Origin of the sequence: Streptomyces sp. NPDC006463 (genome assembly GCF_042870715.1) — a bacterium.
GTDB lineage: Bacteria > Actinomycetota > Actinomycetes > Streptomycetales > Streptomycetaceae > Streptomyces.
In genome coordinates, this window is record NZ_JBIAHP010000019.1 from 21,214 (window position 1) to 46,651 (window position 25,438).

Below are 25,438 nucleotides of genomic sequence, written 5' to 3' on the forward strand. Positions count from 1 at the left end.
CCTCAGAGGGGAATCCATTGCCGACCCGATCCATCGAGGCTGCCCCCTGGGAAGCTGCGCTGCTACGGCTCCTGGAGGACGTCTACACCTTTGCCAGGAGCGGCCCCCGGCTGCACGAGGACTGGGCCGAGGACGTCCTCGCCGTCATGGAGCGGTCGGTCGCCGACCCACGGGGCTGGTCCTCCCGGGAATCGCAGACGTTCGAGGAGGGACGGGAGGCCGGCTACCCCTTCTACCCGTTCCGTGCGACGACCGCCGAGGACCTCCGCGCCGGGGTCCGCCCGATCACGGCGGGCGCCGCCGTCGAGCTGCTCGCCTCGCTCGCGCAGGAGTGGTTCTTCGAGGGCTCTCCGGTGCGGTACCGGGAGGACCGCGACACGGTGCTCGCGGACGCCCGGACCGTGCTGGACCGGTTCGGCCCCGGTGCGGCGTTCTGGACTTCCTCCGACCTCGCCCGTACCTCCGACGCGCCCGACTTCCTCGCTCGGGACCTCGAAGGCGGCCACCCGTTCACCGACTTCATGATGGATCTCGGCCTGATCGCGGTGTCCGCGGACGAGGTCGGCGTCTTCTGGTCGTTCAACGCGAATTGAGACAACGCTCGCTCGGAGCCCGCAGGCCTCTCGGATGGCTGCGCTGTGCTTGCCCGCTCACCTGCCCGGTGCGACGGTGGTCGAGGGGCGATGCCCACGGCTTCGAGCCGACGGCACTTCGGGCCGAACAGCGGCCGATCCGCGCCCCACCTTCCCCGGCACACCTGCCAGTCGGTGGTCCGGCGCGTCCACGAAGCGGGGGAAGCCCACAGAAAGCGGGAAACCCAATGGCGAACGGACCCATGGACAGGCGCGCCTTCGGCGAGCAGCCCCAACGGCCCAATGGCAACGGCAGCGGCCACAGTACGGAGTACACCGGCCGGTACGTGGTCCTGCTCGATCCGAACAATCAGGAGAGCGGACTGAACGCACTGCGGTCCGCCGCCGACATCGCGCCCGTGGAACGGGTCCGGGGAGCCGCTGCCGCGAACGTCTCCGAACTCCTCGAACGCCCCGACGTTTCGGTGCTCTTCGAGAACCTCTCCGTGGCCGTCGTGGAGGTACGGCCCGAGAACCGCTTCGCGCTGGTGACCACGGCCGAGGCGGAGAGCTCGATCCTCGCGGCCGAGCCGGAGCGCATGGTCTACGCCTCGCCGATCACCACCCCGCAGCAGGCGCCGACCGAATTCTTCCCGGCCTACCGCAGCGACGAGGACGTGGTCGCCCACCAGTCCCAGGCCGAAGCCGCCGCGTCGCTTGGGCCGGCACTGGACGAGCAGAGCGTGACCTGGGGCCTCCAGGCGATCAGGGCCAACGTCTCCGGCATGACCGGACGCGGAGTGAAGGTCGCAGTCCTCGACACCGGCGTGGACACGGACCACCCGGACCTGGTCGGGTGCATCGAGGAGACGGCCTCCTTCGTGCCCGGCCAGACGGTCGAGGACGGCCATGGCCACGGCACGCACTGCATCGGCACCGTTGCGGGTCCGGCCAACCCCCGGCAGGGGCCCCGCTACGGGGTGGCGTGCGACGCGCGCATCCTGGCCGGCAAGGTGCTCGCGAACGACGGCCGTGGCCCGGACGGCGGAATCCTGGCGGGTATCGAGTGGGCGATCTCCCACGGCGCAAAGGTGATCTCCTTGTCGCTCGGCGCCCGCGTACAGGCGGGTGCGCTCTTCCCGCAGACTTACGAGATCCTGGCCAAGCGCGCCCTCGAAATGGGTACGGTGATCGTCGCGGCGGCGGGCAACAGCAGCCTGCGGCCCGGATTCGTGGCACCCGTCGAGCGACCCGCCAACTGCCCCGCCATCCTCGCCGTGGGCTCGCTGGACAAGGCACTGAAGACGGCGTTCGACTCCTGCGGAGGCATCAACGGCCAGGGCGGCGAGGTCAACATCGCGGCCCCCGGCGTGGCCGTGCACTCGGCCGCCCCCGGCGGCGGTTACGCGACGAAGTCGGGCACCAGCATGGCCACGCCGCACGTCGCGGGTGTCCTCGCCATGCTCGCCCAGGCGAACCCCAAAGCCTCCGCGGCCGATCTCACGGCCGCTCTGCTGGCCGGTGCGTTCCCGCTGACGCAGCCCGCCCGGGACGTCGGCGCGGGTCTGCTCCAGGCGCCGTGAGCGAATCGTCCGAGCCGGTCGGGGTCATCCTCGCGGTCGACCCCGGCCGGTTCGCGGAAGTGGTCGAGGCCCTGCGGCGGGCAGGGCTGGCGGTCACGGGCGAGCAGCCGATCATCGGGACGCTCTCCGGCACCGTCGCGGAGGACCGGATCCCGGCGCTGGCGGCGGTCGACGGCGTCGCATCCGTCGACCGCGAGTACATCAACCGGATCCCCCCGCCGTAGCCTCCCGGCCCAAGGCCCCCCGCTCCCGCCCCAGGCCCCGCTCGCGCTCCATCCTCGGCGGGCGCACCCTGGAGGGAAGGGTGACCCGCTGGAGGTGATGCACCATGTCCACGCTCGTCGGGTGGCATGTGGAGCTCGAATTCACCGAGGAGGGCCACCGCACCAGTGCGGCGGCCCTGGTCAGGCTCGGGGACGGCTCCGAGATAAGGGCGCACGGCTACGCCATGCGCCACCCCTCCGACCCGGAGCAGCTGAGGGTCGGGGAAGAGATCGCGGGCGCTCGCGCGCTCATGGATCTCGCGTCGCAGATGCTGCAGAAGGCCCACGGTGAGATCGACGAGGTGACGGGCCGGCACTCATATCCGCTCAATCGTTGAGCGGGCGCGCACCATCGGCCTGTTGAGGGGCTCCGCGAGGGGCCCCTCAACGGGTCCTGCTGCGAAACCGGCGGCGCTGCCGGCTGACCCGGCCGGTCAGCCGGTGGTGCCCCGGATGCCCGGGAAGGCCGTCCGGTGCGAGTTCCGCCTCGCTGCGAGGCGGGTCGCCGCCCAGGCGGCGGCGAGGCATGCGGGGGTGTAGACGAGCAGGTTGAGGGCGTAGAAGGGGCTGTCCGGAGGGCTGTCGAGGAGGCCGGCCGCCCAGCCCAGGCCCGCGAGGCCGCGTACGGTCAGGCCGGCCGCGACCGCCCCCGTGACGGCCCGCGTCGCCCGGCCGCCGCGGCCGTGGGTGTGGGCGAGTACGGCGGTGGCTCCCGTCAGCAGAACGGCGGCCAGGGGGAGCACCGCGCCCGGTCCGAACGAGGTCTCGATGCCGAGGACGGCCAGGGACAGGGCCCGTTCGTCGGCGGCGGGCCAGGTCGCGCCGGTGGCCCAGTACAGGTGCACCGCCGCGTCCGCCGCCAGCAGCCCGGCCAGAGCCGTCCCCGCGCGCTTGTTCCTCATGTGAGCCCCCTTCGTGGTGGACGAACCGTCACCGGGAAAGAGGGGGCGCACGGGGAGAACATTCCCTGTGCGCCCGGTCACATCAGCCGACCTGCTCCGGGGCGGTCGCGGTGATCACCGAGAAGGTGCCGCCCTGAGGGTCCGCGAGGACGGCCATCCGGCCCGCCACCATGTCGAAGGCCGGGGCCATGACGCTGCCTCCGGCCCGCTCCACGGCGGCCTGGATCTCGTCGACGCTGTCCACGTGGAAGTACGGCATCCAGTGCGGCGGTACCCCGGCCGGCAACTTGGCCAGGTCCATCATCCCGCCGACCGCGCGGTCGCCGACCTTGAACTCGGTGTAGTCCCCGGCGTCCGGCATCTCGGACCGGGCCGTGGTGACGGGCAGGATGGCGGAGTAGAAGGCAGCAGCGGCGGGGACGTCGCCGGTGTTCAGCTCGTTCCAGATGAGGGCGCCGTGTTCGTTGACGATGCCGGCGCCGTCGAAGGTGCCGGCCTGCCACAGGCCGACGACGGCGCCGGTGGGGTCGGTGATCACGGCCATCCGGCCGAGGTCCATGACGTCCATCGCGCCCATCATCACCGAGCCGCCGGCGTCGGTGACCGACTTGAGGGTGGAGTCGATGGAGTCGGTGGCCAGGTACGTGGTCCATGCGGTCGGCGGCATCGGGTCCGGGACGGTGCCGTCCGGGTTCATCGCCTTCATGATGCCGGCGACCGGCTTGCCCTTGAGGGTGCAGACGGAGTACCCGCCCTGCTCGGGCGGGCCGACCTCGCCCTGCCAGCCGAAGAGGCCGCAGTAGAAGTCGAGAGCCGCCTGCTGGTCGGGGACCATCAGGTCGATCCAGCAGGGGGTGCCGGGCTTGTAGGGGCCGTTCATGTCGGGCACGGGGACTCCCGTCGGAGGGGGGAAGGACGGGCCGTCCCCTACCCGGGCCGTACGAACCGAATCGGGCCGTTCGGGTGAACGGTGGGCGGTGAATGGTGAACGGTGGGCGTGAGCGCGAGGCGGCCGGTCAAAGGACCGGGGGCCCACAGGGAGAACGTTCTCTGTGGGCCCCGTCATGCGGCCGAGGTGTCGGCCCAGGCGGTGGTGCGGCGGCGGCGACCGGTGCCCGCGACCAGGGCGGCGCCCATGGCCAGGGCCACGCCCGCGCCGGCCGTGACCGGCCACCGGCGAGGTCGACCCCCAGGAAGACGCCCTCTTCTTCGCTGCGGATCTCGGCGTCGTGCCAGCCGGCGTTGCCGTTCTTGTCCTTGCTGAGGACCTCGGCCTTGATCTGGGAGCCCTTCATCGGGACCCAGTCGGGGCGGGCCAGGACCAGCCCGACGTTGAAGCCGTCCAGGGCGTCCTTGCCGGAGTTGTCCACGTGAACGGACAGGTTGGTCCAGTCGCCGCCCGCCTTGACGGTCTCCGGCACGCCGTTCACGGTGAGCTTCGGGCCCTCGACGAACGGGTCCTCATCCCCGCCGGTCGCGCCGGCGATCTTGGTGTTGTACCAGGAGGCGGGGTTGTGGAGCCCTCGGAGATCACGAAATGCCAACGGCCCCGGCAGTGGCTGCCGGGGCCGTGCGGTATGTGCCGATGTGTCAGAGCCTCTCGGGCGTCCGGATCCCGAGGAGGGACATGCCCTTGGTGAGCGTGCGGGCCGTCAGGTCGCACAGGAACAGGCGGTTCTCGCCCACGACCAGCTCCGGCTCCGGCTTCACGACCGGGCACTCGGTGTAGAACGTCGTGAACAGCGACGACAGCTGGTAGAGGTACGCCGCCACCTTGTGCGGGGCGTGGTCCGCGGCCGCCTCGGCGATCAGCTCGCCGAACTGGTCCAGGTGCAGGCCCAGCGCGCGCTCGGCCGGGGCCAGCTCCAGCTCCGGGTGCGCGGCCGGCTTGCGCTCCCCGGCGTTGCGCAGGATGGACTTGATCCGGGCGTACGCGTACTGGAGGTACACCGAGGTGTCGCCGTTCAGCGAGACCATCTGGTCCAGGTCGAACTTGTAGTCGCGGGCGGCCGAGGTGGACAGGTCGGCGTACTTCACCGCGCCGATGCCCACGTACTGGCCGTTCTCGACGATCTCCGCCTCGGTCAGGCCCACCTTCTCGGCCTTCTCGCGCACGACGGCCGTGGCCCGCTCGACGGCCTCGTCCAGCAGGTCCACCAGTCGCACCGTCTCGCCCTCACGGGTCTTGAACGGCTTGCCGTCCTTGCCGAGGACCGTGCCGAAGGCCAGCTGGACGGCCTTGACCTCGTCGCTCAGCCAGCCCGCCCGGCGCGCGGTCTCGAAGACCATCTTGAAGTGCAGGGACTGCCGCGCGTCGACCACGTAGAGCAGCTCGGTGGCGTCCAGGTTGCCGACGCGGTCCCGGATCGCCGACAGGTCGGTGGCGGCGTAGCCGAAGCCGCCGTCCGACTTCTGCACGATCAGCGGGGTCGGGTTGCCGTCCGGGCCCTTGACGTCGTCGAAGAACACGCACAGCGCGCCGTTGGAGCGGACGGCGACGCCCGACTCCTCCAGCAGCTTGCACGTCTCGACCAGCATGTCGTTGTAGCCCGACTCGCCGACCACGTCGGGGTCCTGGATGTCCATGTCCAGCTTGTTGAAGACGGAGTAGAAGTAGATCTTCGACTCGTCCACGAACCGCTGCCACAGCGCCAGCGTCTCGGGCTCGCCGGCCTGGAGGTCCACCACCCGGGCCCTGGCCCGCGTCTTGAACTCCTCGTCGGAGTCGAAGAGCGCGCGCGAGGCCTTGTACAGGCGGTTCAGGTTGGACATGGCCTCCTCACCGGAAACCTCGTCCGACTTGTGGTCCAGCTCGTGCGGGTGCTCCAGCAGGTACTGGATGAGCATGCCGAACTGGGTGCCCCAGTCGCCGATGTGGTGGCGACGGACCACCTTCTGGCCCGTGAACTCCAGGATCTCGACCATCGCGGCGCCGATCACGGCGGAACGCAGGTGGCCGACGTGCATCTCCTTGGCGACGTTCGGCTGGGCGTAGTCGATCACCGTCGTGCCCGGGTTCTGCGCGAGCGGGACGCCGAGCCGGTCGTCGAGCGCCCGCGCCGCGAGCGTCTCGATGATCGCCTTGTCGGTGATGGTGATGTTGAGGAAGCCCGGGCCCGAGACCTCGATCTCCTGGATCAGGTCACCGGTCGGGATGCCTTCGACCACGGTCGTCGCCAGCTCGCGCGGGTTGGCCTTGGCCTTCTTCGCGAGCGCCAGGATGCCGTTGGCCTGGAAGTCGGCCCGGTCGCTTCGTCGCAGCAGCGGGTCGGCGCCACCGGCCTCCGGCAGGGCCGAGGCGAGGGCGTCCGCGACGCGCTGATTGACGGAAGAAGCGAGGGAAGGGACCGAGGCCATGAGCTGCCGTTCCTGTGAGGTTGTGCCGGTGGGTGCACTTGGTTGTTCCGACAAGTGCCGAGTATCCCACGCGGGGCCCCTTCGTTTCTCGGGAGATTCCCCCGGCGGAAGCAACCTCGGAGTGGCCCGTTCCGTCTGGGAGAATGGCTGAAGCCAGCATTCGAGATAGAAGGACGTGTCGTGGCTCAGAGCAGCACCGAGACCGACTGGGTCTCCCGTTTCGCGGACGAGGTCATCGCCGAGGCGGAGCGCCGAGCACCCGGCAAACCTGTCGTCGTCGCGTCCGGACTCTCCCCCTCCGGCCCGATCCACCTGGGCAACCTCCGTGAGGTCATGACCCCGCACCTGGTCGCGGACGAGATCCGCCGCCGGGGCTTCGAGGTCCGCCACCTCATCTCGTGGGACGACTACGACCGGTACCGGAAGGTGCCCAAGGGCATCCCCGGCGTCGACGAGGAGACCTACGGCCAGTACATCGGCCGCCCGCTGACCGCCGTCCCCGCCCCGGCCGGGTCGGAGTACGGCAGCTGGGCCGAGCACTTCAAGGCCGCCATGGTCGAGGCGCTGGCCGAGCTGGGCGTCGAGTACGACCCGATCAGCCAGACCGAGCAGTACACGACCGGTGTCTACCGCGAGCAGGTCCTGCACGCGATGAAGCACCGCGGCGACATCGACGCCGTGCTCGACCAGTACCGCACCAAGCAGAAGCCGGGCGGCAAGAAGCCCCAGCAGAAGCAGGTCGACGAGGCCGAGCTGGAGGCCGCCGAGGGCTCGGGCGCGGCCGCCGAGGACGACGGCAGCACCGGTGAGGGCGGGTACTTCCCGTACAAGCCGTACTGCGGCGAGTGCGGCAAGGACTTCACCAAGGTCACCTCGTACGACGACGAGACGACCGAGATGACCTACGTCTGCACCGAGGACGAGTTCACCGAGACGGTCAAGCTCAGCGAGTTCAACCGCGGCAAGCTCGTCTGGAAGGTCGACTGGCCGATGCGCTGGGCCTTCGAGGGCGTGATCTTCGAGCCCTCCGGCGTCGACCACTCCTCGCCCGGCTCGTCCTTCCAGGTCGGCGGCCAGATCGTGCACATCTTCGGCGGCGAGCAGCCGATCGGACCGATGTACGCGTTCGTCGGCATCAGCGGCATGGCGAAGATGTCCTCCAGCAAGGGCGGGGTCCCGACCCCGGCCGACGCGCTGAAGATCATGGAGCCGCAGCTGCTGCGCTGGCTGTACGCGCGCCGCCGCCCGAACCAGTCCTTCAAGATCGCCTTCGACCAGGAGATCCAGCGGCTCTACGACGAGTGGGACAAGCTGGAGGCCAAGGTCACGGACGGCTCCGTGCTGCCCGCCGACGCGGCCGCGCACAGCCGCGCCGTCCGCACCGCGGCCGGCGAGCTGCCGCGCACCCCGCGGCCGATGCCGTACCGGACGCTCGCGTCCGTCGTCGACATCACCGCCGGGCACGACGAGCAGACCCTGCGCATCCTGAGCGACCTGGAGCCGGAGAAGCCGCTCGCCTCGCTCGACGAGGTACGGCCGCGCCTGGACCGCGCGGAGAACTGGATCACCACCCAGGTCCCCGCCGACCAGCGGACCCTCGTACGCGAGGAGCCCGACGCGGAGCTGCTGTCCTCCCTGGACGAGGAGGGACGCGAATCGCTGCGCCTGCTGCTGGAGGGGCTTGACTCCCACTGGTCGCTGGACGGGCTGACCACGCTGGTCTACGGCGTGCCGAAGGTCATGGCCGGGCTGGAGCCCGACGCCAAGCCGACGCCGGAGCTCAAGGTCGCGCAGCGGACCTTCTTCGCACTGCTCTACCGGCTCCTCGTGACCCGGGAGACCGGGCCGCGGCTGCCCACGCTGCTGCTGGCGGTGGGCGCGGACCGGGTGCGCAAGCTGCTCGCCGTCTGAGGCTCCGGGACACCTGCTGACGCGGAAGGGCCCGCACCCCGAGGGGTGCGGGCCCTTCCGCGTACCTGCGTGTCCGCCTGCCCGAGTGCCTGCCTCGGCGCGGGCTGGGGGTGCGCTTCCTACGCGATGTGCTCGTTCTCCAGATCGCGCTGGTAGCGCTGCTTCAGGTCCGGCATCAGCCGCGTGATCGTGGTGAAGCTGCGCGGGTGCACGATCCCGTGCCGGTCCGAGAGGTATATGTCGACCTGCTCGGGGCTGGGGACCTTGCCGTTCTCCTCGATGTACGCCCGGAAGACCTCGTACGCGGCCTCCGCGAACTTCACCTCGTCGATGACCGCCGCCGGGTCCTCGGAAGGGTCCTCCTGGCGGGGAGCCGGGATCGGCAACTGCTCCTGCTGCGGCTCCTGCTGGTCCTCAGGGCCCGTCGGGGGCATGACCGGGATCGGCTCCAGGCCCTCGACGTACTGGGGGTTGTAGCCGCCCTCGTACGCCGCCTGCGGGGCGAGCGGCGCCGCGAACCAGGCGCTGTTGTGCGCGGCGGGCATGGCCGTCGGCTCCACCGCGAAGGCCGGCGGGGCGTGGGTGGCGGTCCCCTGGGCGGGCGCCTGGGGCTGGGCCTGCCCGGCGGCGGGGGCGGCCGGAGCCGGGGCCTCCAGGGCCGCGGCCGCGGCCGGCTGCTGCTCCGGCGCGAGCTGCTGCTCCAGCGGCGGCAGCACGGCCGGCTCGATCCCCGTCACCGCCAGCGCCTCCGGCGCCGTCCGCGACAGCGGCACGCCGATCCGCGCCAGCCGCAGCGGCATCAGCGCCTCCACCGGGGCCTTGCGCCGCCAGGAGCGCCCGTACCGCGCCTGGAGCCGGGCCTGGTATATCAGCCGGTCCTGCTCCATGCCGACCGCCTGCTCGTAGGAGCGCAGCTCCCACAGCTTCATCCGGCGCCACAGCTTGAAGGTGGGGACGGGGGAGAGGAGCCAGCGGGTGATGCGCACGCCCTCCATGTGCCGGTCCGCGGTGATGTCCGCGATCCGGCCCACCGCGTGCCGGGCCGCCTCCACCGTCACCACGAACAGGATCGGGATCACGGCGTGCATGCCGACACCCAGCGGGTCCGGCCAGGCCGCGGCACCGTTGAAGGCGATCGTCGCGATCGTCAGCAGCCACGCCGTCTGGCGCAGCAGCGGGAAGGGGATCCGGATCCACGTCAGCAGCAGGTCCAGCGCGAGCAGCACACAGATGCCCGCGTCGATGCCGATGGGGAAGACGAGCGAGAAGTTACCGAAGCCTTTTTGCAGGGCGAGCGCGCGCACCGCGGAGTACGAGCCCGCGAAACCTATCGCCGCGATGACGACGGCTCCGGCGACCACGACGCCGATGAGTATCCGGTGCGTACGAGTGAGCTCCATCGCGGCCACCCGCGATCCCCTCCCCTTGTCGAGCACATGCCGATGGCATGCCGAGCACTGAGACCTTACCCAGCCTTTACCGAGCTGCGGCAGGCACAGCGTACGGGTGACTCCATGTCAGTGCTCTGCCAGCCCCGTTACTCCCGAAACACCCGAAATATCCGTAACTTCGTTACTGTGCGGGCTGCGGGGACTGCGGCTGCTCCGGCTGCTGCTGCTTGTTGGCGGCGTCGACCGAGGCCACGGCCTCCTTGGCCGCCGTGATCGCGTCCTGGAGCAGCTTCGCCTGGTCCGGAGCGCCGGCGCCCTCGTACGCCGCACCGTTGTAGTCGAGCGTGACGACCACGTTCTGGGTGCGCGCCACGATCGTCGTGTTGAAGAAGTCGACCTCCTTCTTCACGCTGTAGACGACCGACGTCCCCTGGTCGCCGATCCCGCCCGCGGCCTCCGCCTTCACGTTCTGCGCGCCCTCGGACGCCTTCGACAGCTCGACCTGCTTGTTGTACTGCTCCTCTGCGCGCTTGTTCGCGCTGCCGAGAGAGGCGTGCGAGTCGTAGCGGAAGTAGGAGATCGAGAGCCAGCGGTACTGCGAGCCCTTCAGACCGTCCTCGTCCAGACCGTTCCAGGAGCAGCTGGCGCGGCTGGCCAGGTCGTTCGACTTGGTCGCCGAACCGTTCTTGTCCTTCGCTTCCGGGACGAGGGTGTCTATCGTCCCGCCCTGAACCGCCTTGCAGGGATCGGGCAGCGTGGCGAACGCCGCCTTCTCCAGGGCCGCGGAAGGCTTACCACTGGGCTTGGAGGACGAGGCGGAGCTGGGCTTCTTGCCGCTGTCCGAGCCCGACTCCTTGCCCGAGTCGGACGAGCACCCGGCGACGGTGAGGATCACCGGGACGGCTGCGCAGGCGAGAACGCGGGTGAGGCGCGAGGCTGATCGGTGCATGTTTCCTTCAGTGCGTGTGTGGGTCTTCTTCGGACGCGGATCCGGGTGTGGATCCGGACGCGGATTCGGACATGGGACCCGGGCAACGGTAGCCCGATCGGGTGGCGGCGTGCTGTGCGCGCCGTCACCCGGGGCCACGGCGCGGCCCGTTCACTCGCCCAGGCGCTCGTCCAGAGCCAGCGCCAACTGCCGTGCCTTGTCCTGGGTTTCGGCGCTCGACGGGACCGTGCCGGGCAGCGCGGGCTGCACGCTGTACTCCAGCGTGACGATGACGTTCGAGGTGCGGAACACAATGCGGACCGTGCGCGACTGCGCCGCGGTGGCCCCGGCGGGGCTCAGCTTGTCGTCGATGAAGGCCTCGGTCCCGAGACCCTCCAGCACGCGGGAACCGAGCTCGACGGGCGGGGCGGACGGGCTTCCGGCCGGCGAGGGCGATCCGGAGCCGGGCGTGGCGGCGGGCGCGTTGGCAGGTGCGGTGGCCGGCGGGGGAGCGGCGGGCGTACCGGCGTTCGTCGCGGTCGGCGTGGGGTTCGGGGTCGGGCCGGGGAAGGGCAGGTGGGCGTCGGTGAGCTGGCGCACGTAGACCTGGCGCGCCTTGTCGTCGTCGCTGGCGACGGCCCGGTCGTACGAGACCACGCGCTCGAAGCCGACCGACAGCAGCCGTGTCTCCTCGGGCGTCTGCGCGGTCCAGCGGCAGCCGACGCGCCGGTCGCCGTCGTACGAGGCGTCCGCGGTGCCGACGTAGAGCTGGTCGCGCTGTTCGGGGGTGAGCGAGTCCGCGGCCGGGAGCATGGCCTTGAGGCGCTTGCTGTCGGCTCCGGCCTTGCACGGCGCGGGCAGGATGCGGTATTTCCCTGGCTGGGCGGGCGCGGGCGTGCTGCCACCGGCCTTCGAGTCGCTGGTGCTTCCCTTGCCGCTCCCGCTCGTGCACCCGGTCAGGCCGGCCACCCCGGCGACGAGTGCGGTGAGCATCGCGATGCCCGGCAGGGTCCGCCGTACCGCCTTGCGCTGCACGTCCAATGGCTCCCTTCGACCGGCGGGCCCCCCGACGGTCAGGAAAATGCGTTGCCGCGACTTGGGCGCGGATGGACACAATGTCTATCGCACACGCTGGTGCTGGCGCCGGTCCTCTGTCGTATTTGGGATCAAGAGCGAGGCTTTTGCGTTTTCAGACTTTTCTTTGGTTTTCGGGGGATAAAGACGTTATGTCGTACGTAGAGGTGTCCGGGGCTCAGGTCCCGATCCGGATGTGGACCGATCCGGCGTCGGTCGAGGCCGGTGCGATGCAGCAGCTCCGCAACGTCGCCACCCTCCCGTGGATCAAGGGCCTGGCAGTCATGCCGGACGTCCACTACGGCAAGGGCGCCACCGTCGGCTCGGTGATCGCCATGAAGGACGCGGTCTGCCCGGCGGCGGTGGGTGTGGACATCGGCTGCGGCATGTCGGCGGTGAAGACCTCCCTGACGGCGAACGACCTGCCGGGGGACCTGTCGAAGCTGCGGTCCAAGATCGAGCAGGCGATTCCGGTGGGTATGGGCCTGCACAAGGAGGCCGTGGACCCGTCGCGCCTGTACGGCTTCTCGGTGGAGGGGTACGACGACCTCTGGAAGCGCTTCGACTACCTCACTGATGCGGTCAAGTTCCGCCAGGAACGTGCCACGAAGCAGATCGGAACGCTCGGGTCCGGAAATCACTTCATCGAGTTCTGTCTCGATGAGTCGGGTTCGGTCTGGCTGATGCTGCACTCCGGCTCCCGGAACATCGGCAACGAGCTCGCCGCGCACCACATCGGCGTGGCCCGGGGCCTCGCGCACAACCAGAACCTGGTCGACCGGGACCTGGCGGTCTTCCTTGCCGAGACGCCCGAGATGGAGGCGTATCGCAGTGACCTCTTCTGGGCGCAGGAGTACGCGAAGTACAACCGCGCGGCGATGATGGCCCTGTTCAAGGAGGTCGTCCGCAAGGAGTTCCGGAAGGCGAAGGTCTCCTTCGAGAGGGAGATCAGCTGCCACCACAACTACGTGGCGGAGGAGCGGTACGACGGCATGGACCTGCTGGTCACCCGCAAGGGCGCGATCCGCGCCGGCAGCGGTGACTACGGGATCATCCCGGGCTCCATGGGCACGGGCTCGTACATCGTGAAGGGCCTCGGCAACGAGAAGTCCTTCAACTCGGCTTCGCACGGCGCGGGCCGGAAGATGAGCCGTACGGCCGCGAAGAAGAAGTTCTCGGCGCGCGACCTGGCGGAGCAGACCAGGGGCGTGGAGTGCCGTAAGGACTCGGGCGTCGTGGACGAGATCCCGGGTGCGTACAAGTCGATCGAGCAGGTCATCGACCAGCAGACCGACCTCGTGCAGGTCGTGGCCAAGCTCAAGCAGGTCATCTGCGTCAAGGGCTGAGGCCTGCGCGCAGTTGTCGGGGGAGTGGAGGGGCCCGGACCGTGATCGGTCCGGGCCCCTCCGCGTGACCGGTCAGTCGAGCAGCACGTCCACCGACAGCTCTGGACGCGGCGAAGGCCGCCGGGCTGAAGCCGGCCGCCCTCATGCCGCACCTGAAGGAGGCCGGGCTCGTCCCGTAGGGCTCAGAGCTCGCGGTGGACCTTGGTGTTCGAGGCCTGGGCGCGGGGGCGGACCACCAGGAGGTCGATGTTGACGTGGCTGGGACGGGTCACCGCCCAGGTGATGGTGTCGGCCACGTCGTCGGCGGAGAGGGGGTGCGCGACGCCCGCGTACACCTTCGCGGCCTTCTCGGTGTCGCCGCGGAAGCGGGTGGTCGCGAACTCCTCGGTCTTGACCATGCCGGGGGCGATCTCGATGACGCGGACGGGCTGGCCGACGATCTCCAGGCGGAGGGTCTCGGCGAGGACGCGGGCGCCGTTCTTGGCGGCGACGTAGCCGGCGCCGCCCTCGTACGTGGAGTGGCCGGCGGTGGAGGACAGGACGACCACGGTGCCGTCACCGGAGGCGGTGAGGGCCGGGAGCAGGGCCTGGGTGACGTTGAGGGTGCCGATGACGTTGACCTCGTACATCGTGCGCCAGTCGGCGGGGTCCCCGGTGGCGACGGGCTCGGCTCCGATCGCGCCGCCCGCGTTGTTGACCAGTACGTCGACCGACGGGTAGCGCTCCAGGGAGGCGGCGAAGGCGTCGACGGAGGGGCGGTCGGTGACGTCGAGGGCGTGGGCGGTGGCGGAGTGGCCGGCCGCGCTGATCTCGGCGGCGAGGGCCTCGATCCGGTCCTTGCGGCGGGCGGTGAGAACGACGTGGTAGCCGGCCGCGGCGAGCTGGCGGGCGGTGGCGGCGCCGATGCCGCTGCTCGCTCCGGTGACTACGGCGGTCTTGGTGGCCGTGCTCATGTGCGGGGCTCCTGGTTCGTTCGTACGGGCGATTCCCCGCCAGCATAGGCGGGGCCCGTGGGGTCGCCGGGGCTCAGTGGCCGCGCGGCGTGTACATGATCACGGCCATGCCGGCGAGGCAGACGAGGGCGCCGATGACGTCCCAGCGGTCGGGCCGGTAGCCGTCGGCGACCACGCCCCAGACGAGGGATCCGGCGACGAACACCCCGCCGTAGGCGGCGAGGACGCGGGCGAAGTCGCCTTGGGGCTGGAGGGTGGCGACGAAGCCGTAGAGGCCGAGGGCGATGACTCCGGCGCCGATCCAGGCCCAGCCCTTGTGGTCGCGGACGCCCTGCCAGACGAGCCAGGCGCCGCCGATCTCCAGGAGGGCGGCCAGGGCGAAGAGGGCGGCGGAGCGGGCGATCAGCATGGCCGGGAGCCTACGCGCGGGAGCGGGCGGGGAGGGGTGGGGGCGGGGAGGGGTCGGGGCGGAGGGCGAATGGCGGGAGGGGGCGGGGCGGAGGGCGAATGGCGGGACGGCATGCCCTCATTCGTGTGATGGTCCGACCGGTTCGGCCGGGTGGCGGCTAGCGTCCGCGCGTGGAGGTGGTGGCGATGCGCCGTGTTGCCGTACGGAGTGTGGTGCTGGCCGGGCTGCTGGTGCTCGGCGGTGGTCTGCCCGCGGGGGCGGCCTCCGCGGGGCCGGTTCCCGCGGGGCCGTTCCCCGCAGAGGCAGGGCCGCTCCCCGCAGAGGCGGGGCCGGAGGCCGACGTGGCGTACCACGGCCGGGTTTCCCTGGCCCACGCGCAGCTGCGGATCTTGCTGGTCCCGAAGAACGAGGGTCCGTCCGCGCTGCCGAACGCGACGGTGCGGGTGCGGCTGTCGACGGCGCTCGCGGACCGGCAGGAGCTGGCGCCGGGCTGTGCACGGGCCGGGCTGCGGGAGGTGGTGTGCGAGACGGGGCCGCTGCCGCTGCACGGGCGGGGGCGGCACATCGGGCTGGCGCTGGGGCTGTGGGAGGCGGCGCCGGAGGTGGTGGTGCGGGTCGACACGTGGTGGAACGGCGGTGCGACGGACCGGAACCTCGAGAACAACGAGCACGTGGTGCTGGCGCTGGACACGGGTGATTCCTACGCCTTCTGAGCGGGGCCGCCTCCCGCGGCACCGGAGCCGGAGCCGGAGCTGCGGGAGACGGGCAGGAGCCAGGCGGCCACGGCCGCGGTGAGTTCGGCGTCGGTGGCCCGGGGGGCGCTCCAGGCGATGTACCCGTCGGGCCGGACGAGGACGCAGGCGTTACGCCGCTCCGTGCGCCAGTGCAGGTGTGTGAGGGGGGCTCCGGGCGGGGTGGTCCGGTCGGGCGGGGTGATGAGGACGAAGCCGCCGGCGCGCAGGGCCTCGTACAGGCGCTGTCCGTGGGGGCCGGGCGCGAGGGCGAGGTCGGGGGCGCGGCGCCCGGCGGGGCGGCGGGTGCCGCGTGGTGGCGGGTAGGCGATCCCGATGCCGGAGACCAGGCCGAGGGCGCGGTCCTGGGCGGGGCCGATGCGGGGGAGGAGGGCGACGCCGAGGCTGCGGGCGGTGCGGCGGACGGGGCCGGTGGCCATGACGGCGCGGACGAGGGCGCCGCTGATGCGCAGGACGAGGCGGCCGACGGGGTGGCGTTCGCGGTGGTAGCTGTCGAGCAGGGCTTCGGGGTCGGGGGTCTGGCCGTGGAGGACGGCGGCGAGTTTCCAGGAGAGGTTGGCGGCGTCCTGCAGGCCGGTGTTCATGCCGAGGCCGCCGGCGGGGGAGTGGACGTGGGCGGCGTCTCCTGCGAGGAAGACGCGGCCGCAGCGGTAGTGGGGGACCTGGCGTTCGTCGCTGTGGAAGCGGGAGATCCAGCGGGGGTCGTGCATGCCGTGGTCGGTGCCGAGCGCGGTGCGGGCGATGGCGCGCAGCTCGTCGAGGTCGACGGGGTCCGTGTCGCGGGCGGGGCTGTCGCGGCGCCAGCCGATGGCGCGGTACCAGCCGTCGCCGAAGGGGACGAAGAAGGCGAAGGCGTCGGCGCTGCTGTCGACGGCGAGGAGCTCTTCGGGAGGCCGGGTCAGGCGGACGTCGGCGAGGACCATCGAGCGGACGACTGCCTGGCCGGGGAAGGGCAGGCCGAGGGCGGTACGGACGGCGGAGCGGACGCCGTCGGCGCCGACGGCGTGGCGGGCGTGGAGCGACGAGGTGCGGGGGGCGTCGGGCGGGCCGTCGGGGGCGGCGTCGGGGGCGCTGTTGGAGGTGCCGTTGGGGGTGGCATCGGAGGTGGTGTTGGAGGTGGCGTTGGAGGTGCGTACGTCGAGGGTGACGGTGTCGCGGTCCTGCCGCAGTCCGATGAGCTCACAGTCATATCGGATGTCGACGCCTGTGGACAGCGCCCGACGCTCCAGGAGTTTCTCTGTCTCATATTGGGGGGTGATGAGCGCGAACGGGTAGCGGGTGCTCAGCCGTTGAAAGGAGAGAGCCATGCCTCCGAAGGGGCGCAGGCGGTCGATCCGCCGGCCGGTGGAGACCAGTTCGTCGGCGAGCCCGCGGGCGTCGAGCAGTTCGAGGGTGCGGGCGTGCACGGCGAAGGCGCGGGTGAGGTTGGCGGCGGTGCGCGGGCGGCGCTCGATGAGGGTGACTGAGAGTCCGGCGGCGGCCAGGTCACCGGCGAGGAGCAGCCCGGTGGGGCCGGCGCCGACCACGACGACGTCGATGATGTCCTCGGTGTCCGCCGGGTCCTCTTTGCCCTCTGAGTCCTTGGCGAAGGTCATACCTCGGCAGTCTGCCAGCCGGGGACCGCCGGGGCGGCGTGCCGGGCACCGGGTCGGGCGGCCAGAAACGCCGGGCGTCAGATGTGTCAGGAGCAGGGGCAGGCGCCGGGCGCCGGTGCCCCGGCGTCAGGCGGTGCCGGGTGTCAGGCGGTGCCGGAGTCGGCGGTGCCGAATTCGACGAGCGCCTCGTCGACGATCCGCTCCAGGCGGGCGTGGTGGGCCCCGCGCCAGTAGACGCGCTCGCAGTCGGTGCACTGCGCGAAGACGTCGTAGGAGCGGTGCGTGCCGTGTTCCAGGCGGTCGCCGACGCTGTCCTTGTCGGCTTCGTGGAGCGGGCCGTTGCAGGCGGTGCAGCGGGTCCACGGCGCGAGGGCGGGCGTGAACCGGCTGAGGACGTCGCGCAGTTGCTCGTCGGGGTTGTCGCTGTAGACGTAGGCGCCGGCGAAGAGCTCGCGGCGGCGCAGCAGTCCGCGGTCGCGGGAGAGCAGCACGCGCTGTTCGGCGGCGGACCGGGTGGCGAGGGCGGGGTCGCCGATGTCCTCGTTCTCGTAGGCCGCGTCGACGCCGAGCAGGCGCAGGCGGCGGGCGAGGGTGCCGAGGTGGACGTCGAGGAGGAAGCGGAGCGGGGCGCCGGGGACCTGCTGGGGGCGGTCGACTCCGAACACCTCGACGGACTGGCCGTCTTGGGGCACGTAGGAGACGGGCACCTCGTGGCCGTCGACGAGGAGACGGCCGACTTCGGTGAGCGGGACGCCGGCCGATTCGACGACGTGGCCGAGGCTGGAGGCGCCGTCGGTCGCGGTCGGTACGCGTTCGGCGCGCCGGCTGGGCGCGGCGAACAGGCGCAGTTCGGGGGCGAGGGTGAGCTGAATGCCGGGTCCGTTCACCCTGTCAGCATGCCACTGCCAGGGTGGTGGACGCGGCTGGTTTTAGGAGGCCGGGCGACAGGGGTCAGGAGGTCGCGGCGGCGTGGTCGTAGCTGTCGCGGTGGGTGTTGACCTCGTCGAAGTGGTTTTCGGCCCACAGTTTCACGGAGGAGAGGAGGCAGCCGAGGCTGCTGCCGAGGTCGGTGAGCCGGTAGTCGACGCGGACGGGGACGGTGGGGGTGACGGTGCGGGTGACCAGGCCGTCGCGTTCGAGGGAGCGGAGGGTCTGGGTGAGCATCTTCTGGCTGACGCCGGGGATCTTGCGGCCGAGGTCGCTGTAGCGCATGGAGCGGTCCTCGGCCTGGCCGAGGGCGCTGACGATGAGGCCGACCCACTTGTCGCTGATCCGCGCCAGGAGCTGGCTGGTGGGGCACTCCTTGAGGAAGGCGTCGTAGGCGTGGCGGGCGTCTTCGCGGCGGGCTGCGGCGGTGCGGGTGGCCATGGGTGCCCCACTTCCGGGTCGGGTACGCACCTCGAAGTGCGTACTTACGAAAAGAGAGTACCTCTCCCTAAGTTAGTGCTCATCGCGAACGAGCGAACTGGCTGACGAACGAATCGAACGGGAGAAGGCGACATGAGCGAGCAGACGACGATGCTGGCGGCAGTGGTGAACGAGTTCGGCGGGCCGGAGCAGGTCGAGCTGACCGAGGTGGCCGTGCCGCGGCCGGCCGAGGGCCAGGTCCTGATCCGCGTGCGGGCCGCCGGGATCAACCCGGTGGACGGCGCGATCCGCGCCGGCGTCTTCGGCGGCGCCGGGCAGCGGCTCGGGCTCGGCTGGGACGTGGCCGGGGAGATAGTCGAGGCCGGGGCCGACGTGACCGGCTGGAGCCGCGGCGACCGGGTCGTGGGGCTGCACTACGGGCCGGTCAAGCCGCTGGGCACGCACGCGGAGTACGTGGTGCTCGACGCCTCCGCCGTGGCGGCCGCGCCCGCCACCGTGGATGCCGTGGCCGCGGCGGCGCTCCCGCTGAGCGGGCTCACCGCCGCACGGGCCGTGGACCTGCTGGGGCTCGCCCCCGGATCCTCGGTGCTCGTCACCGGCGCGGCGGGCGTGGTCGGCGGCCTCGCGGTCCAGCTGGCCGCGCGGGCCGGCCTCGTGGTGACGGCCCTGGCGGGTGCGCAGGACGAGGAGCTCGTACGGTCCCTGGGCGCGGCCGCCTTCGTACCGCGCGGCGAGGCTCCGGCCGAGCCCGTGGACGGGGTCCTGGACACGGCGGTCCTGGGGGACCCCGCGCTGGCCTTCGTCCGCGACGGCGGGGTCTACGTCGGCCTGATCCCCGGCGCCGCGCCCGCTCCCGAGCGCGGCATCCGGGTGGCGGAGCAGGAGGTCGCCGCGGACGGGGAGCACCTCGCCCGGCTGGTTTCCCTCGTCGACGCGGGCGCGCTCACCCTCCGGGTGGCGGACACCTTCCCGCTGGCGGACGCCCCGAAGGCCCACGCCCACCTGGCGACTCCGGGGACGCGCGGGCGGATCGTCCTGACCGCGTGACCTGTCCGTGGCGGGGGCCGGCCGGGCGGGGGCCGGTGCCGTGGCCGGAAGGGCCGGGTGGACCTTGCCGGTCACAGCACTAGCGGATCCGGTAGGCCCAGTCGTAGCTCGGGTGGGGGACTCCGGGCGGGTATTCGAAGTCGACCTCGCCCAGGCACTCGAAGCCCGCCCGGCGGCAGACCGCGTTGGATGCCGCGTGGTCCGTGCCCGGGAAGGCGTGGACGGTGTCGCGGGTGCCGTGGGTCCGGACGTAGGCGAGGAGTTCAGTCAGCGCGGCCACCGCCAGGCCGCGGCCCTGGAACTCCGGCAGGATGCCCCAGCCGGCCTCGTAGACCGGCAGGCCCTGCCACTCCCGCTCCCAGAAGCCGACCGAGCCGACACCGGCACCGTCGGCGCTCACCCGGAACATCCGCCCGGCCGCCGGCTCACGCGCGCTCAGGGCCTCGTAGCGCCGCTGCCTGTCGGCGAGTTTCTGCACCGGCTCGGGGCCGCCCAGATGCTCGGTCATGGCGGGTTCGTTCTTGCGCTCCAGCAGCCAGAAGTCCCCGTCGCCCCAGGGGGTCAGCAGTACGGATTCCATGCGCCCAGGCTGCCAGACGCCCACGGCCCGTGAAAGGCGCCCGGCGTAGCATCGGAAGGGAGACAGCGCACCACCGAGAGGAGGTGGCGTCCATGCCTGAGGCCCTTGGGATCGGGCACCTCACCCTGACGGTGAGCGATGTGAAACGCAGCGCGGAGTTCTACAACCAGCTGCTGGACACGCAGACGGTTCTCGATGTGGAGGACGAGTACGGCCCGTTCGTGGCCATTGCCTCACCGGTCATCGTCCTCGGCTTCCGCAGGCACGCGTCGACGAACGGCGCGGACGTCTTCGACCCGGCTCGCGTCGGACTGGACCACTGCGCGTTCCACGTCGCGGACCGCGCCGCGCTGGAGGCCTGGGAGTCCCGGCTGGACGAGCGGGGCATCGCGCACTCGGGCATCATCGAGGACCCGTCCGGGCTCCATCTCAACTTCAGGGATCCGGACAACATTGCCATGGAGTTCTACCGTCCCGCCGCGCAGGGCTGACCTGGACCGCCGAGATCAAACAGACGACCGTCGATGCCGAGTGCGGCGTGAAGGCCGGGCTCAATACAAAGGCGCGGGACGCCAAGAGCAAGGCGTCCGCCACCTCGCTGGTGAAACACGAAGCGGAAATCACAGCTTGGCTGGAACTCGTCACCAAGGCCAAGGGCAAGGCCCAGGAACTACTGCGAGAGACGTCGTAAAACTGCCATGAGCCGTGAACACCCCGAAGCACCGGCCTGTCCGAACGCGCCCGCACCGCCCTGCGGGCCTCGACGCTCGGCTTCGTCTTCCAGGCGTTCCACCTCGTCCCGCATCTGACCTGCGTACAGAACGTGGCCCTGCCCCTCGTACACCTCGGCGTGCCCCGCTCCCAGCGGCGGCCGCAGGCCGTGCGGGCGCTGGAGTCCGTGGGTTGGGCACCGGCTCGACGTGTGCGACGAGCCGACCGGCAACCTGGACACCGCGAACTCGGCGCGCGTCATGGACCTGCTGGCCGGACTGGTCGCGCAGGACCGGGCCGTCGTCGTCACGCACGACCCCGACGTCGCCGCCCGGGCCGACCGGGTCTTCAAGGTGGTGGACGGCCGTGTCTCGTAGCCCCCGTACGTCGGCGGCGGATCTGCTCGTCCAGGCATTCCTCGCGCTGTTCGGCCGCCGGCTGCGCACCCTGCTCACCATGGTGGGCATCTCCGTCGGGCTGGCCGCCGCGCTCGCCACGCTCGGCATCACCGCCAGCGCGGCCGGCGCCGTGTCCGACCAGTTCGACGCCCTGAAGGCCACCCAGGTGACGGTCAAGTACCCCTCGGAGGCCGTCGCCGGGGTACGGCCGCGTCCCGAGGGCGGCGACACCGACCGGGTCCGCGGCCTGAACGGCGTCCGAACCGCCGGTCTGATCAGCAAGGCGGGCGAACAGCCGGTGGTCTCCCGGCTGTCCGGCGGCAAGGAGAACGACCTGCCCGAGAGCACGCTGATGGCGGCGCAGCCCGAGGCCCTGCTCGCCATGTCGGCCGAACTCACGCAGGGCCGCTGGTTCGACACCGGCCACGAGGCGCGGCGGGAGCGGGTGGCCGTGATCGACACGGCCGCCGCGACCCGGCTGACCGTGGACGGCGGGGCCGGCAATTCGGTGATCCACGTCAACGGGGTCGCGTTCACCGTGCTCGGCGTCTTCCGTGCCCCCACCGGCGACACGCATCTCACCGGCGCGGTGGTCATCCCGTACTGGGCCGCCCTCCAGGATCCGGCGCAGCTGGGCTTCGCCCCGGCGGAGATGATCATCCGTACGGACATGGGCGCCGCGGACCAGGTGGGCGCGGAGGCTCCCTTCGCGCTGGCCCCCGGCGCTCCGGAAAAGCTCGTCGCCCTGGTCCCGCCGGATCCCCGGACCCTGCGCCAGGGCGTCGAGTCGCAGACCCGGGCCCTGTTCCTGGGCCTCGCCGCCGTATCCCTGGGGGTCGGTGCGCTCGGCGTCAGCAACACCGCCTACGTGTCCGTACTGGAGCGGCGGTCCGAGATCGGCCTGCGCCGGGCGCTGGGTGCCTCCCGGAGGGCGGTCGCCGGGCAGTTCTGCATCGAGAGCGGGCTGGTCGGACTGGCAGGCGGCGCCGTCGGCACGGTGCTCGGCATCCAGATCACCGCCGTGACCTGTCTGGCGAAGAACTGGCTGGTGGTCCTCGACCCCGTACTCACCTCGGCGGGCCCCCTGGTCGGGGTCGTGGTGGGCCTGGCGGCCGGCCTCTACCCGGCGCTGGCGGCCGCCCGGATCCTGCCGGCCGAGACGCTCCGGGCGGGGGTCTAAGGGCTGTCCTCAGCGAAGGTGGTGTCGATGCGATTGCCGGGACCGTCGTGTGGCGATGAAGGCCACGTCGGCCACCACGAGCAGGATGGCGATGATCAGGAGGTAGATCATGCCTTCCACCGCAGCGCCGATCAGTCCCAGGACGACGGCCACGAGAAGGACGAACAGGTTCGCCGCTCGCGCCCGGCTGGTAGGCCATCCCGTCGTACTTGAAGATCGCTTCCTCCTGCTCGGAGGGCAGGATGTCGTCGGTGCCGACCGCCTTGGTGTGCGCGACCTTGATGTAGTGCGGCCCCAGGATCGCCTCGGCGAGGGGTGTGGAGACCAGGCGTCGGCGGGTGGACAAGCCGGTGAGGACGGTGGCCATGGCCGGCTCGTCGGTAGCGGTGTCCACGTAGATCGCTTCCAGCGCGCCGATCCTGCGGCCCTTCACGTCGGCAACGTCGACGTGCGCGCCACTCGCGGACATCGGCTGAACGGATCATGCGTCGCGCCCTGCGGCGGGACCACGCTGGCGCAGCTGACACAACGGCCCCGGCACATTCACACGCCGGGGCCGCCCTTCCAGGCCGTCGCACGTGAGAGTGCAATGACCCACTCACCATGTTATGCCTGTGGCGGATCTCGGGCATCAGGGACTTTTCGCGGCGATGCGGGGCCTCCGTCGCCTGGGAGATCAGGTGGCGCGCCCGTAGCGGAGACTTCCGCTCCAGACTCGTTCCAGCCGGACTCGGGCCCCTGGGCGCCGCCGAGCGTCCAGACCGGCGTGGCGCGCCGTACAGGCGAGCCGGAGGCCATGGGCAGGCTCTCCGGTGCTGGCATATTGCGCAGAAACCTGTATCGGAGTGCGGTTCATTTAGGTGGTTTCCGCACAGTCCGTTATTCGTGAACCTGCGGTCTGGATTAAGGAAGTTCGATTCCTCAGGGCTGCCCTGGGGTGATGTCGCGCTTCTTATTTATTGCAACCGGAAAATGTGGTCAGCCGGGTGAGGTGTAATACGAAATTCAGGTCACTGGCGCCCGGCGTGAATCGCAGTGCATGACGCGGGGTCAAGGAGGTTCCAGCTGCCCCGGCCGTGGCAATCTGCTTGCCAGCGCAAGGTCCTTTCTTGGAAGCGGAGGTATGCGCCCCGTGGGTGTCACTCTCAACCCCACCGTCAGCAGGCGCCGACTGGGGTCGGAGCTGCGTCGGCTTCGGGAGATCAGCGGTATGACGACGCAGCAGGTGGCGGCGCGCCTGCTGATCTCCCAGCCCAAGATCAGTCTGCTGGAGAACGGCCGCCGCCTCATCAAGCCCCGCGATGTGCGAGATCTCTGCGGGCTGTACGGAGTCCGGGATCAGCGGCGCGTTGACCATCTGATGCGGATGGCCCAGGAATCGGGTCAGCAGGGCTGGTGGAACGCCTACGACGACATCCCGTACGGCGCCTACATCGGCCTGGAGGCCGAGGCGGCCGCGATCCGGATCTACGAGCCCCTGGTGGTTCCAGGCCTGCTGCAGACCCCCGCCTATGCGCGGGCGGTCATCGCAGGAACGATCCCTCATGTCACTGCCGAACAGGCCACCGCACGCTTGCAGGTGCGGATGCGGCGCCAGGAACGGCTGCGCGCCCCGGGCAACCCGCTGCGCCTGTGGGTCGTGCTGGACGAATCGGTGCTGCGGCGCGGCGTGGGCAGCCGTGAGGTCATGCGCGAGCAACTGGACCATCTGACCAGCCTCAGCGCCCAGCCGCACATCACCATGCAGGTTCTCCCCCATGAGGTGGGGGCGCACCCGGGGGTCTCGGGACAGTTCTCGTTGCTTGAGTTCGTCAACGCCGCCGATGTGAGCGTGGTGTATCTGGAAAGATTCGCCAGCGACCTCTATCTGGAGAAACGTTCCGATGTGCGGCTCTACGGCGACCTGTATGCACATTTGCAGGCCCAGGCGTTGAGTCCGGAAAGTACCCGGAATTTCATCGAGGAAGCCGTCAAGTCGTACGCCGGCACAGAATCCTGGCCAGACGCCCGCGAGCTGTTTTTGCCGAACCCGTGAGCGCCACCGAGCCCCCGGACGATGTGTCCAGGGGCTCAGCCGCCGAACGGCGGACCGGACGGCCTATGTGGTTGATCGAGCTTCGGCTCCTGCCTGCGACGGGTTAGTCCTGTCGGGTTGCCGAACCTCGGTGGGTCCGCTTCATGGCGAAGAAGGCCGAGCCTCCGATGAAGGCCAGCGCGGCGGCAGAGGCGGCCACGATGCCGCCCTCGCTGCTTGAGTCGGTCGCGGCGAGGTCTGGCGACGCCTCCTTCGACTGTCGGGCGGTGGTGGCGCTCACCGGGACGAAGTTGACGTTCTTCGCTGTGTGGCCGGGACGGAAGGGGCCCAGAACATCGTCGAGGCCGCCGGGCAGGAAGTCGGCCCACGGGGGCTTGCCCTGGTCGTGGCCGGGCTTGCCCTGGTCGCCGTTGTCGTGGCCGTGGCCGGGCTTGCCGTGGTGGTCGTGGCCGGGCTTGCCGTGGTCGTCGTCGCGACCGTGGTCGTCGTCGCGACCGTGATCGCCCTCGTCGCCCTCGTCGCCCTCGTCGCCCTCGTCATCGTGACCGTGGTCGTGGTCGTGCTCGCCTGAGTCGCCGCTTTCGCCCTTGTCGCCGCGAGGCCCCTTGGGCCCGGCGGGTCCGGCGGGTCCGGCAGGTCCGGCAGGTCCGGCAGGTCCGGCGGGTCCGGCAGGTCCGGCAGGTCCTACGGGTCCGGCGGAACCGGTGGGTCCGGCAGGTCCGGCGGGTCCGGCGGGTCCGGCAGGTCCGGCGGAACCGGTGGGACCGGGAGCGCCGTCGGGGCCGGGGGCACCTGTCGGGCCGGGGGCGCCGGGGGCACCTGTCGGGCCGGGGGCGCCGGGGGCACCTGTCGGGCCGGGGGCACCGGGACTGCCGTCGGGGCCAGGGGCGCCGGTCGGGCCGGGGGCACCCGTCGGGCCGGGGGCGCCGGGGGCACCCGTCGGGCCGGGGGCACCGGGACTGCCGTCGGGACCAGGGGCGCCGGTCGGGCCGGGGGCACCCGTCGGGCCGGGGGCACCGGGACTGCCGTCGGGACCAGGGGCGCCGGTCGGGCCGGGGGCACCCGTCGGGCCGGGGGCACCGG

General features: G+C 71.3%; 28 protein-coding genes and 1 pseudogene. 13 read left to right on the top strand and 16 right to left on the bottom strand.

Annotation, left to right across the window (positions count from 1 at the left end; genetic code table 11):
- Positions 1-17 precede the first annotated feature (17 nt).
- From ACFYOB_RS29275 to ACFYOB_RS29290, 4 genes are all read left to right on the top strand, one after another.
- Positions 18-593, top strand: coding sequence for a hypothetical protein (locus tag ACFYOB_RS29275; RefSeq protein ID WP_388564570.1), 576 nt, complete (start codon positions 18-20; stop codon positions 591-593).
- A gap of 227 nt (positions 594-820) precedes the next feature.
- Positions 821-2,155 (top strand): S8 family serine peptidase, encoded by a 1,335-nt coding sequence (locus ACFYOB_RS29280; protein ID WP_388564573.1) that lies wholly within the window; start codon positions 821-823, stop codon positions 2,153-2,155.
- Positions 2,152-2,379 (top strand): hypothetical protein, encoded by a 228-nt coding sequence (locus ACFYOB_RS29285; protein ID WP_388564575.1) that lies wholly within the window; start codon positions 2,152-2,154, stop codon positions 2,377-2,379. Before ACFYOB_RS29280 ends, ACFYOB_RS29285 begins: the two co-directional genes overlap by 4 nt.
- A 104-nt stretch (positions 2,380-2,483) precedes the next feature.
- Entirely contained in the window at positions 2,484-2,756 is a 273-nt protein-coding gene (locus tag ACFYOB_RS29290) for a DUF1876 domain-containing protein (RefSeq protein WP_388564578.1), read from the top strand.
- A 96-nt stretch (positions 2,757-2,852) separates the two neighbouring features.
- Here ACFYOB_RS29290 and ACFYOB_RS29295 read toward each other — a convergent pair whose 3' ends face one another.
- The 4 genes from ACFYOB_RS29295 to argS all read right to left on the bottom strand — a co-directional run bounded on the left by ACFYOB_RS29295 (position 2,853) and on the right by argS (position 6,677).
- Positions 2,853-3,320, bottom strand: a complete 468-nt coding sequence (locus tag ACFYOB_RS29295; RefSeq protein WP_388564582.1) for a DUF3995 domain-containing protein — start codon at positions 3,318-3,320, stop codon at positions 2,853-2,855.
- A gap of 82 nt (positions 3,321-3,402) precedes the next feature.
- A complete protein-coding gene (locus tag ACFYOB_RS29300; RefSeq protein ID WP_388564910.1) occupies positions 3,403-4,200 on the bottom strand; it encodes a VOC family protein in 798 nt (265 codons plus the stop codon).
- Positions 4,201-4,336: 136 nt separating this feature from the next.
- Positions 4,337-4,864, bottom strand: coding sequence for a hypothetical protein (locus ACFYOB_RS29305; protein WP_388564585.1), 528 nt, complete (start codon positions 4,862-4,864; stop codon positions 4,337-4,339).
- Positions 4,865-4,910: 46 nt separating this feature from the next.
- Positions 4,911-6,677 carry an arginine--tRNA ligase gene (argS, locus tag ACFYOB_RS29310; RefSeq protein ID WP_388564588.1) on the bottom strand — a complete coding sequence of 589 codons (1,767 nt, stop codon included), beginning with the start codon at positions 6,675-6,677 and terminating at the stop codon, positions 4,911-4,913.
- 180 nt (positions 6,678-6,857) lie between these two features.
- Here argS and lysS point away from each other — a divergent pair, with 180 nt between their 5' ends.
- Positions 6,858-8,588 (top strand): lysine--tRNA ligase, encoded by a 1,731-nt coding sequence (gene lysS, locus ACFYOB_RS29315; protein ID WP_388564591.1) that lies wholly within the window; start codon positions 6,858-6,860, stop codon positions 8,586-8,588.
- A 119-nt stretch (positions 8,589-8,707) separates the two neighbouring features.
- Here lysS and ACFYOB_RS29320 read toward each other — a convergent pair whose 3' ends face one another.
- The 3 genes from ACFYOB_RS29320 to ACFYOB_RS29330 form a co-directional block, all read right to left on the bottom strand.
- The gene (locus tag ACFYOB_RS29320; protein ID WP_388564594.1) at positions 8,708-9,988 is read right to left on the bottom strand and encodes a DUF2637 domain-containing protein; all 1,281 of its coding nucleotides are present in this window, start codon (positions 9,986-9,988) and stop codon (positions 8,708-8,710) included.
- 172 nt (positions 9,989-10,160) lie between these two features.
- A complete protein-coding gene (locus ACFYOB_RS29325; protein ID WP_388564597.1) occupies positions 10,161-10,928 on the bottom strand; it encodes a DUF3558 family protein in 768 nt (255 codons plus the stop codon).
- Positions 10,929-11,078: 150 nt separating this feature from the next.
- The gene (locus ACFYOB_RS29330; protein WP_388564599.1) at positions 11,079-11,942 is read right to left on the bottom strand and encodes a DUF3558 domain-containing protein; all 864 of its coding nucleotides are present in this window, start codon (positions 11,940-11,942) and stop codon (positions 11,079-11,081) included.
- 191 nt (positions 11,943-12,133) lie between these two features.
- On the opposite strand from ACFYOB_RS29330, the gene ACFYOB_RS29335 reads away from it, so the two are divergent.
- A complete protein-coding gene (locus tag ACFYOB_RS29335) occupies positions 12,134-13,327 on the top strand; it encodes an RtcB family protein (protein WP_388564602.1) in 1,194 nt (397 codons plus the stop codon).
- 182 nt (positions 13,328-13,509) lie between these two features.
- Here the strand turns inward: ACFYOB_RS29335 and ACFYOB_RS29340 are convergent, their stop codons facing one another.
- Entirely contained in the window at positions 13,510-14,280 is a 771-nt protein-coding gene (locus tag ACFYOB_RS29340) for an SDR family NAD(P)-dependent oxidoreductase (protein WP_388564604.1), read from the bottom strand.
- A 73-nt stretch (positions 14,281-14,353) separates the two neighbouring features.
- Complete coding sequence (locus tag ACFYOB_RS29345) at positions 14,354-14,689, bottom strand: YnfA family protein (RefSeq protein WP_388564606.1); 336 nt, start codon at positions 14,687-14,689, stop codon at positions 14,354-14,356.
- 185 nt (positions 14,690-14,874) lie between these two features.
- Here ACFYOB_RS29345 and ACFYOB_RS29350 point away from each other — a divergent pair, with 185 nt between their 5' ends.
- Positions 14,875-15,402, top strand: a complete 528-nt coding sequence (locus ACFYOB_RS29350) for a hypothetical protein (RefSeq protein WP_388564608.1) — start codon at positions 14,875-14,877, stop codon at positions 15,400-15,402.
- Here ACFYOB_RS29350 and ACFYOB_RS29355 read toward each other — a convergent pair.
- From ACFYOB_RS29355 to ACFYOB_RS29365, 3 genes are all read right to left on the bottom strand, one after another.
- Positions 15,390-17,036 (bottom strand): FAD-dependent oxidoreductase, encoded by a 1,647-nt coding sequence (locus tag ACFYOB_RS29355; protein WP_388564610.1) that lies wholly within the window; start codon positions 17,034-17,036, stop codon positions 15,390-15,392. The two genes, ACFYOB_RS29350 and ACFYOB_RS29355, sit on opposite strands and share 13 nt — an antisense overlap.
- Positions 17,037-17,179: 143 nt before the next feature.
- The gene (locus tag ACFYOB_RS29360) at positions 17,180-17,923 is read right to left on the bottom strand and encodes a Mut7-C RNAse domain-containing protein (RefSeq protein WP_388564613.1); all 744 of its coding nucleotides are present in this window, start codon (positions 17,921-17,923) and stop codon (positions 17,180-17,182) included.
- A 64-nt stretch (positions 17,924-17,987) separates the two neighbouring features.
- Positions 17,988-18,404 (bottom strand): winged helix-turn-helix transcriptional regulator, encoded by a 417-nt coding sequence (locus ACFYOB_RS29365; RefSeq protein ID WP_388564616.1) that lies wholly within the window; start codon positions 18,402-18,404, stop codon positions 17,988-17,990.
- 150 nt (positions 18,405-18,554) lie between these two features.
- Between ACFYOB_RS29365 and ACFYOB_RS29370 the strand changes: the two genes are divergently transcribed.
- Complete coding sequence (locus ACFYOB_RS29370; protein WP_388564913.1) at positions 18,555-19,451, top strand: NADP-dependent oxidoreductase; 897 nt, start codon at positions 18,555-18,557, stop codon at positions 19,449-19,451.
- 79 nt (positions 19,452-19,530) lie between these two features.
- On the opposite strand, the gene ACFYOB_RS29375 is transcribed toward ACFYOB_RS29370, so the two are convergent.
- A complete protein-coding gene (locus ACFYOB_RS29375) occupies positions 19,531-20,031 on the bottom strand; it encodes a GNAT family N-acetyltransferase (RefSeq protein ID WP_388564619.1) in 501 nt (166 codons plus the stop codon).
- A 92-nt stretch (positions 20,032-20,123) separates the two neighbouring features.
- Here ACFYOB_RS29375 and ACFYOB_RS29380 point away from each other — a divergent pair, with 92 nt between their 5' ends.
- The 3 genes from ACFYOB_RS29380 (at position 20,124) to ACFYOB_RS29390 (ending at position 22,320) form a co-directional block, all read left to right on the top strand.
- Positions 20,124-20,522 (top strand): VOC family protein, encoded by a 399-nt coding sequence (locus ACFYOB_RS29380; RefSeq protein ID WP_388564622.1) that lies wholly within the window; start codon positions 20,124-20,126, stop codon positions 20,520-20,522.
- Positions 20,523-20,951: 429 nt separating this feature from the next.
- Positions 20,952-21,119, top strand: coding sequence for a hypothetical protein (locus ACFYOB_RS29385; RefSeq protein ID WP_388564625.1), 168 nt, complete (start codon positions 20,952-20,954; stop codon positions 21,117-21,119).
- On the top strand, positions 21,109-22,320 hold the full coding sequence (locus ACFYOB_RS29390) for an ABC transporter permease (protein ID WP_388564627.1): 1,212 nt from the start codon (positions 21,109-21,111) through the stop codon (positions 22,318-22,320). The genes ACFYOB_RS29385 and ACFYOB_RS29390 overlap by 11 nt, the downstream gene beginning before the upstream one ends.
- 9 nt (positions 22,321-22,329) lie before the next feature.
- On the opposite strand, the gene ACFYOB_RS29395 is transcribed toward ACFYOB_RS29390, so the two are convergent.
- Positions 22,330-22,473 (bottom strand): hypothetical protein, encoded by a 144-nt coding sequence (locus ACFYOB_RS29395; protein ID WP_388564932.1) that lies wholly within the window; start codon positions 22,471-22,473, stop codon positions 22,330-22,332.
- A gap of 16 nt (positions 22,474-22,489) precedes the next feature.
- Positions 22,490-22,805, bottom strand: a pseudogene (locus tag ACFYOB_RS29400) (PRC-barrel domain-containing protein); the annotation flags it as partial.
- Between the two features lie 647 nt (positions 22,806-23,452).
- Between ACFYOB_RS29400 and ACFYOB_RS29405 the strand changes: the two are divergent.
- Entirely contained in the window at positions 23,453-24,355 is a 903-nt protein-coding gene (locus ACFYOB_RS29405) for a helix-turn-helix domain-containing protein (RefSeq protein WP_388564630.1), read from the top strand.
- Positions 24,356-24,458: 103 nt separating this feature from the next.
- On the opposite strand, the gene ACFYOB_RS29410 is transcribed toward ACFYOB_RS29405, so the two are convergent.
- The gene (locus tag ACFYOB_RS29410) at positions 24,459-24,635 is read right to left on the bottom strand and encodes a hypothetical protein (protein ID WP_388564632.1); all 177 of its coding nucleotides are present in this window, start codon (positions 24,633-24,635) and stop codon (positions 24,459-24,461) included.
- Between the two features lie 27 nt (positions 24,636-24,662).
- On the opposite strand from ACFYOB_RS29410, the gene ACFYOB_RS29415 reads away from it, so the two are divergent.
- Positions 24,663-24,926 carry a hypothetical protein gene (locus ACFYOB_RS29415; protein WP_388564635.1) on the top strand — a complete coding sequence of 88 codons (264 nt, stop codon included), beginning with the start codon at positions 24,663-24,665 and terminating at the stop codon, positions 24,924-24,926.
- Positions 24,927-25,438 lie beyond the last annotated feature (512 nt).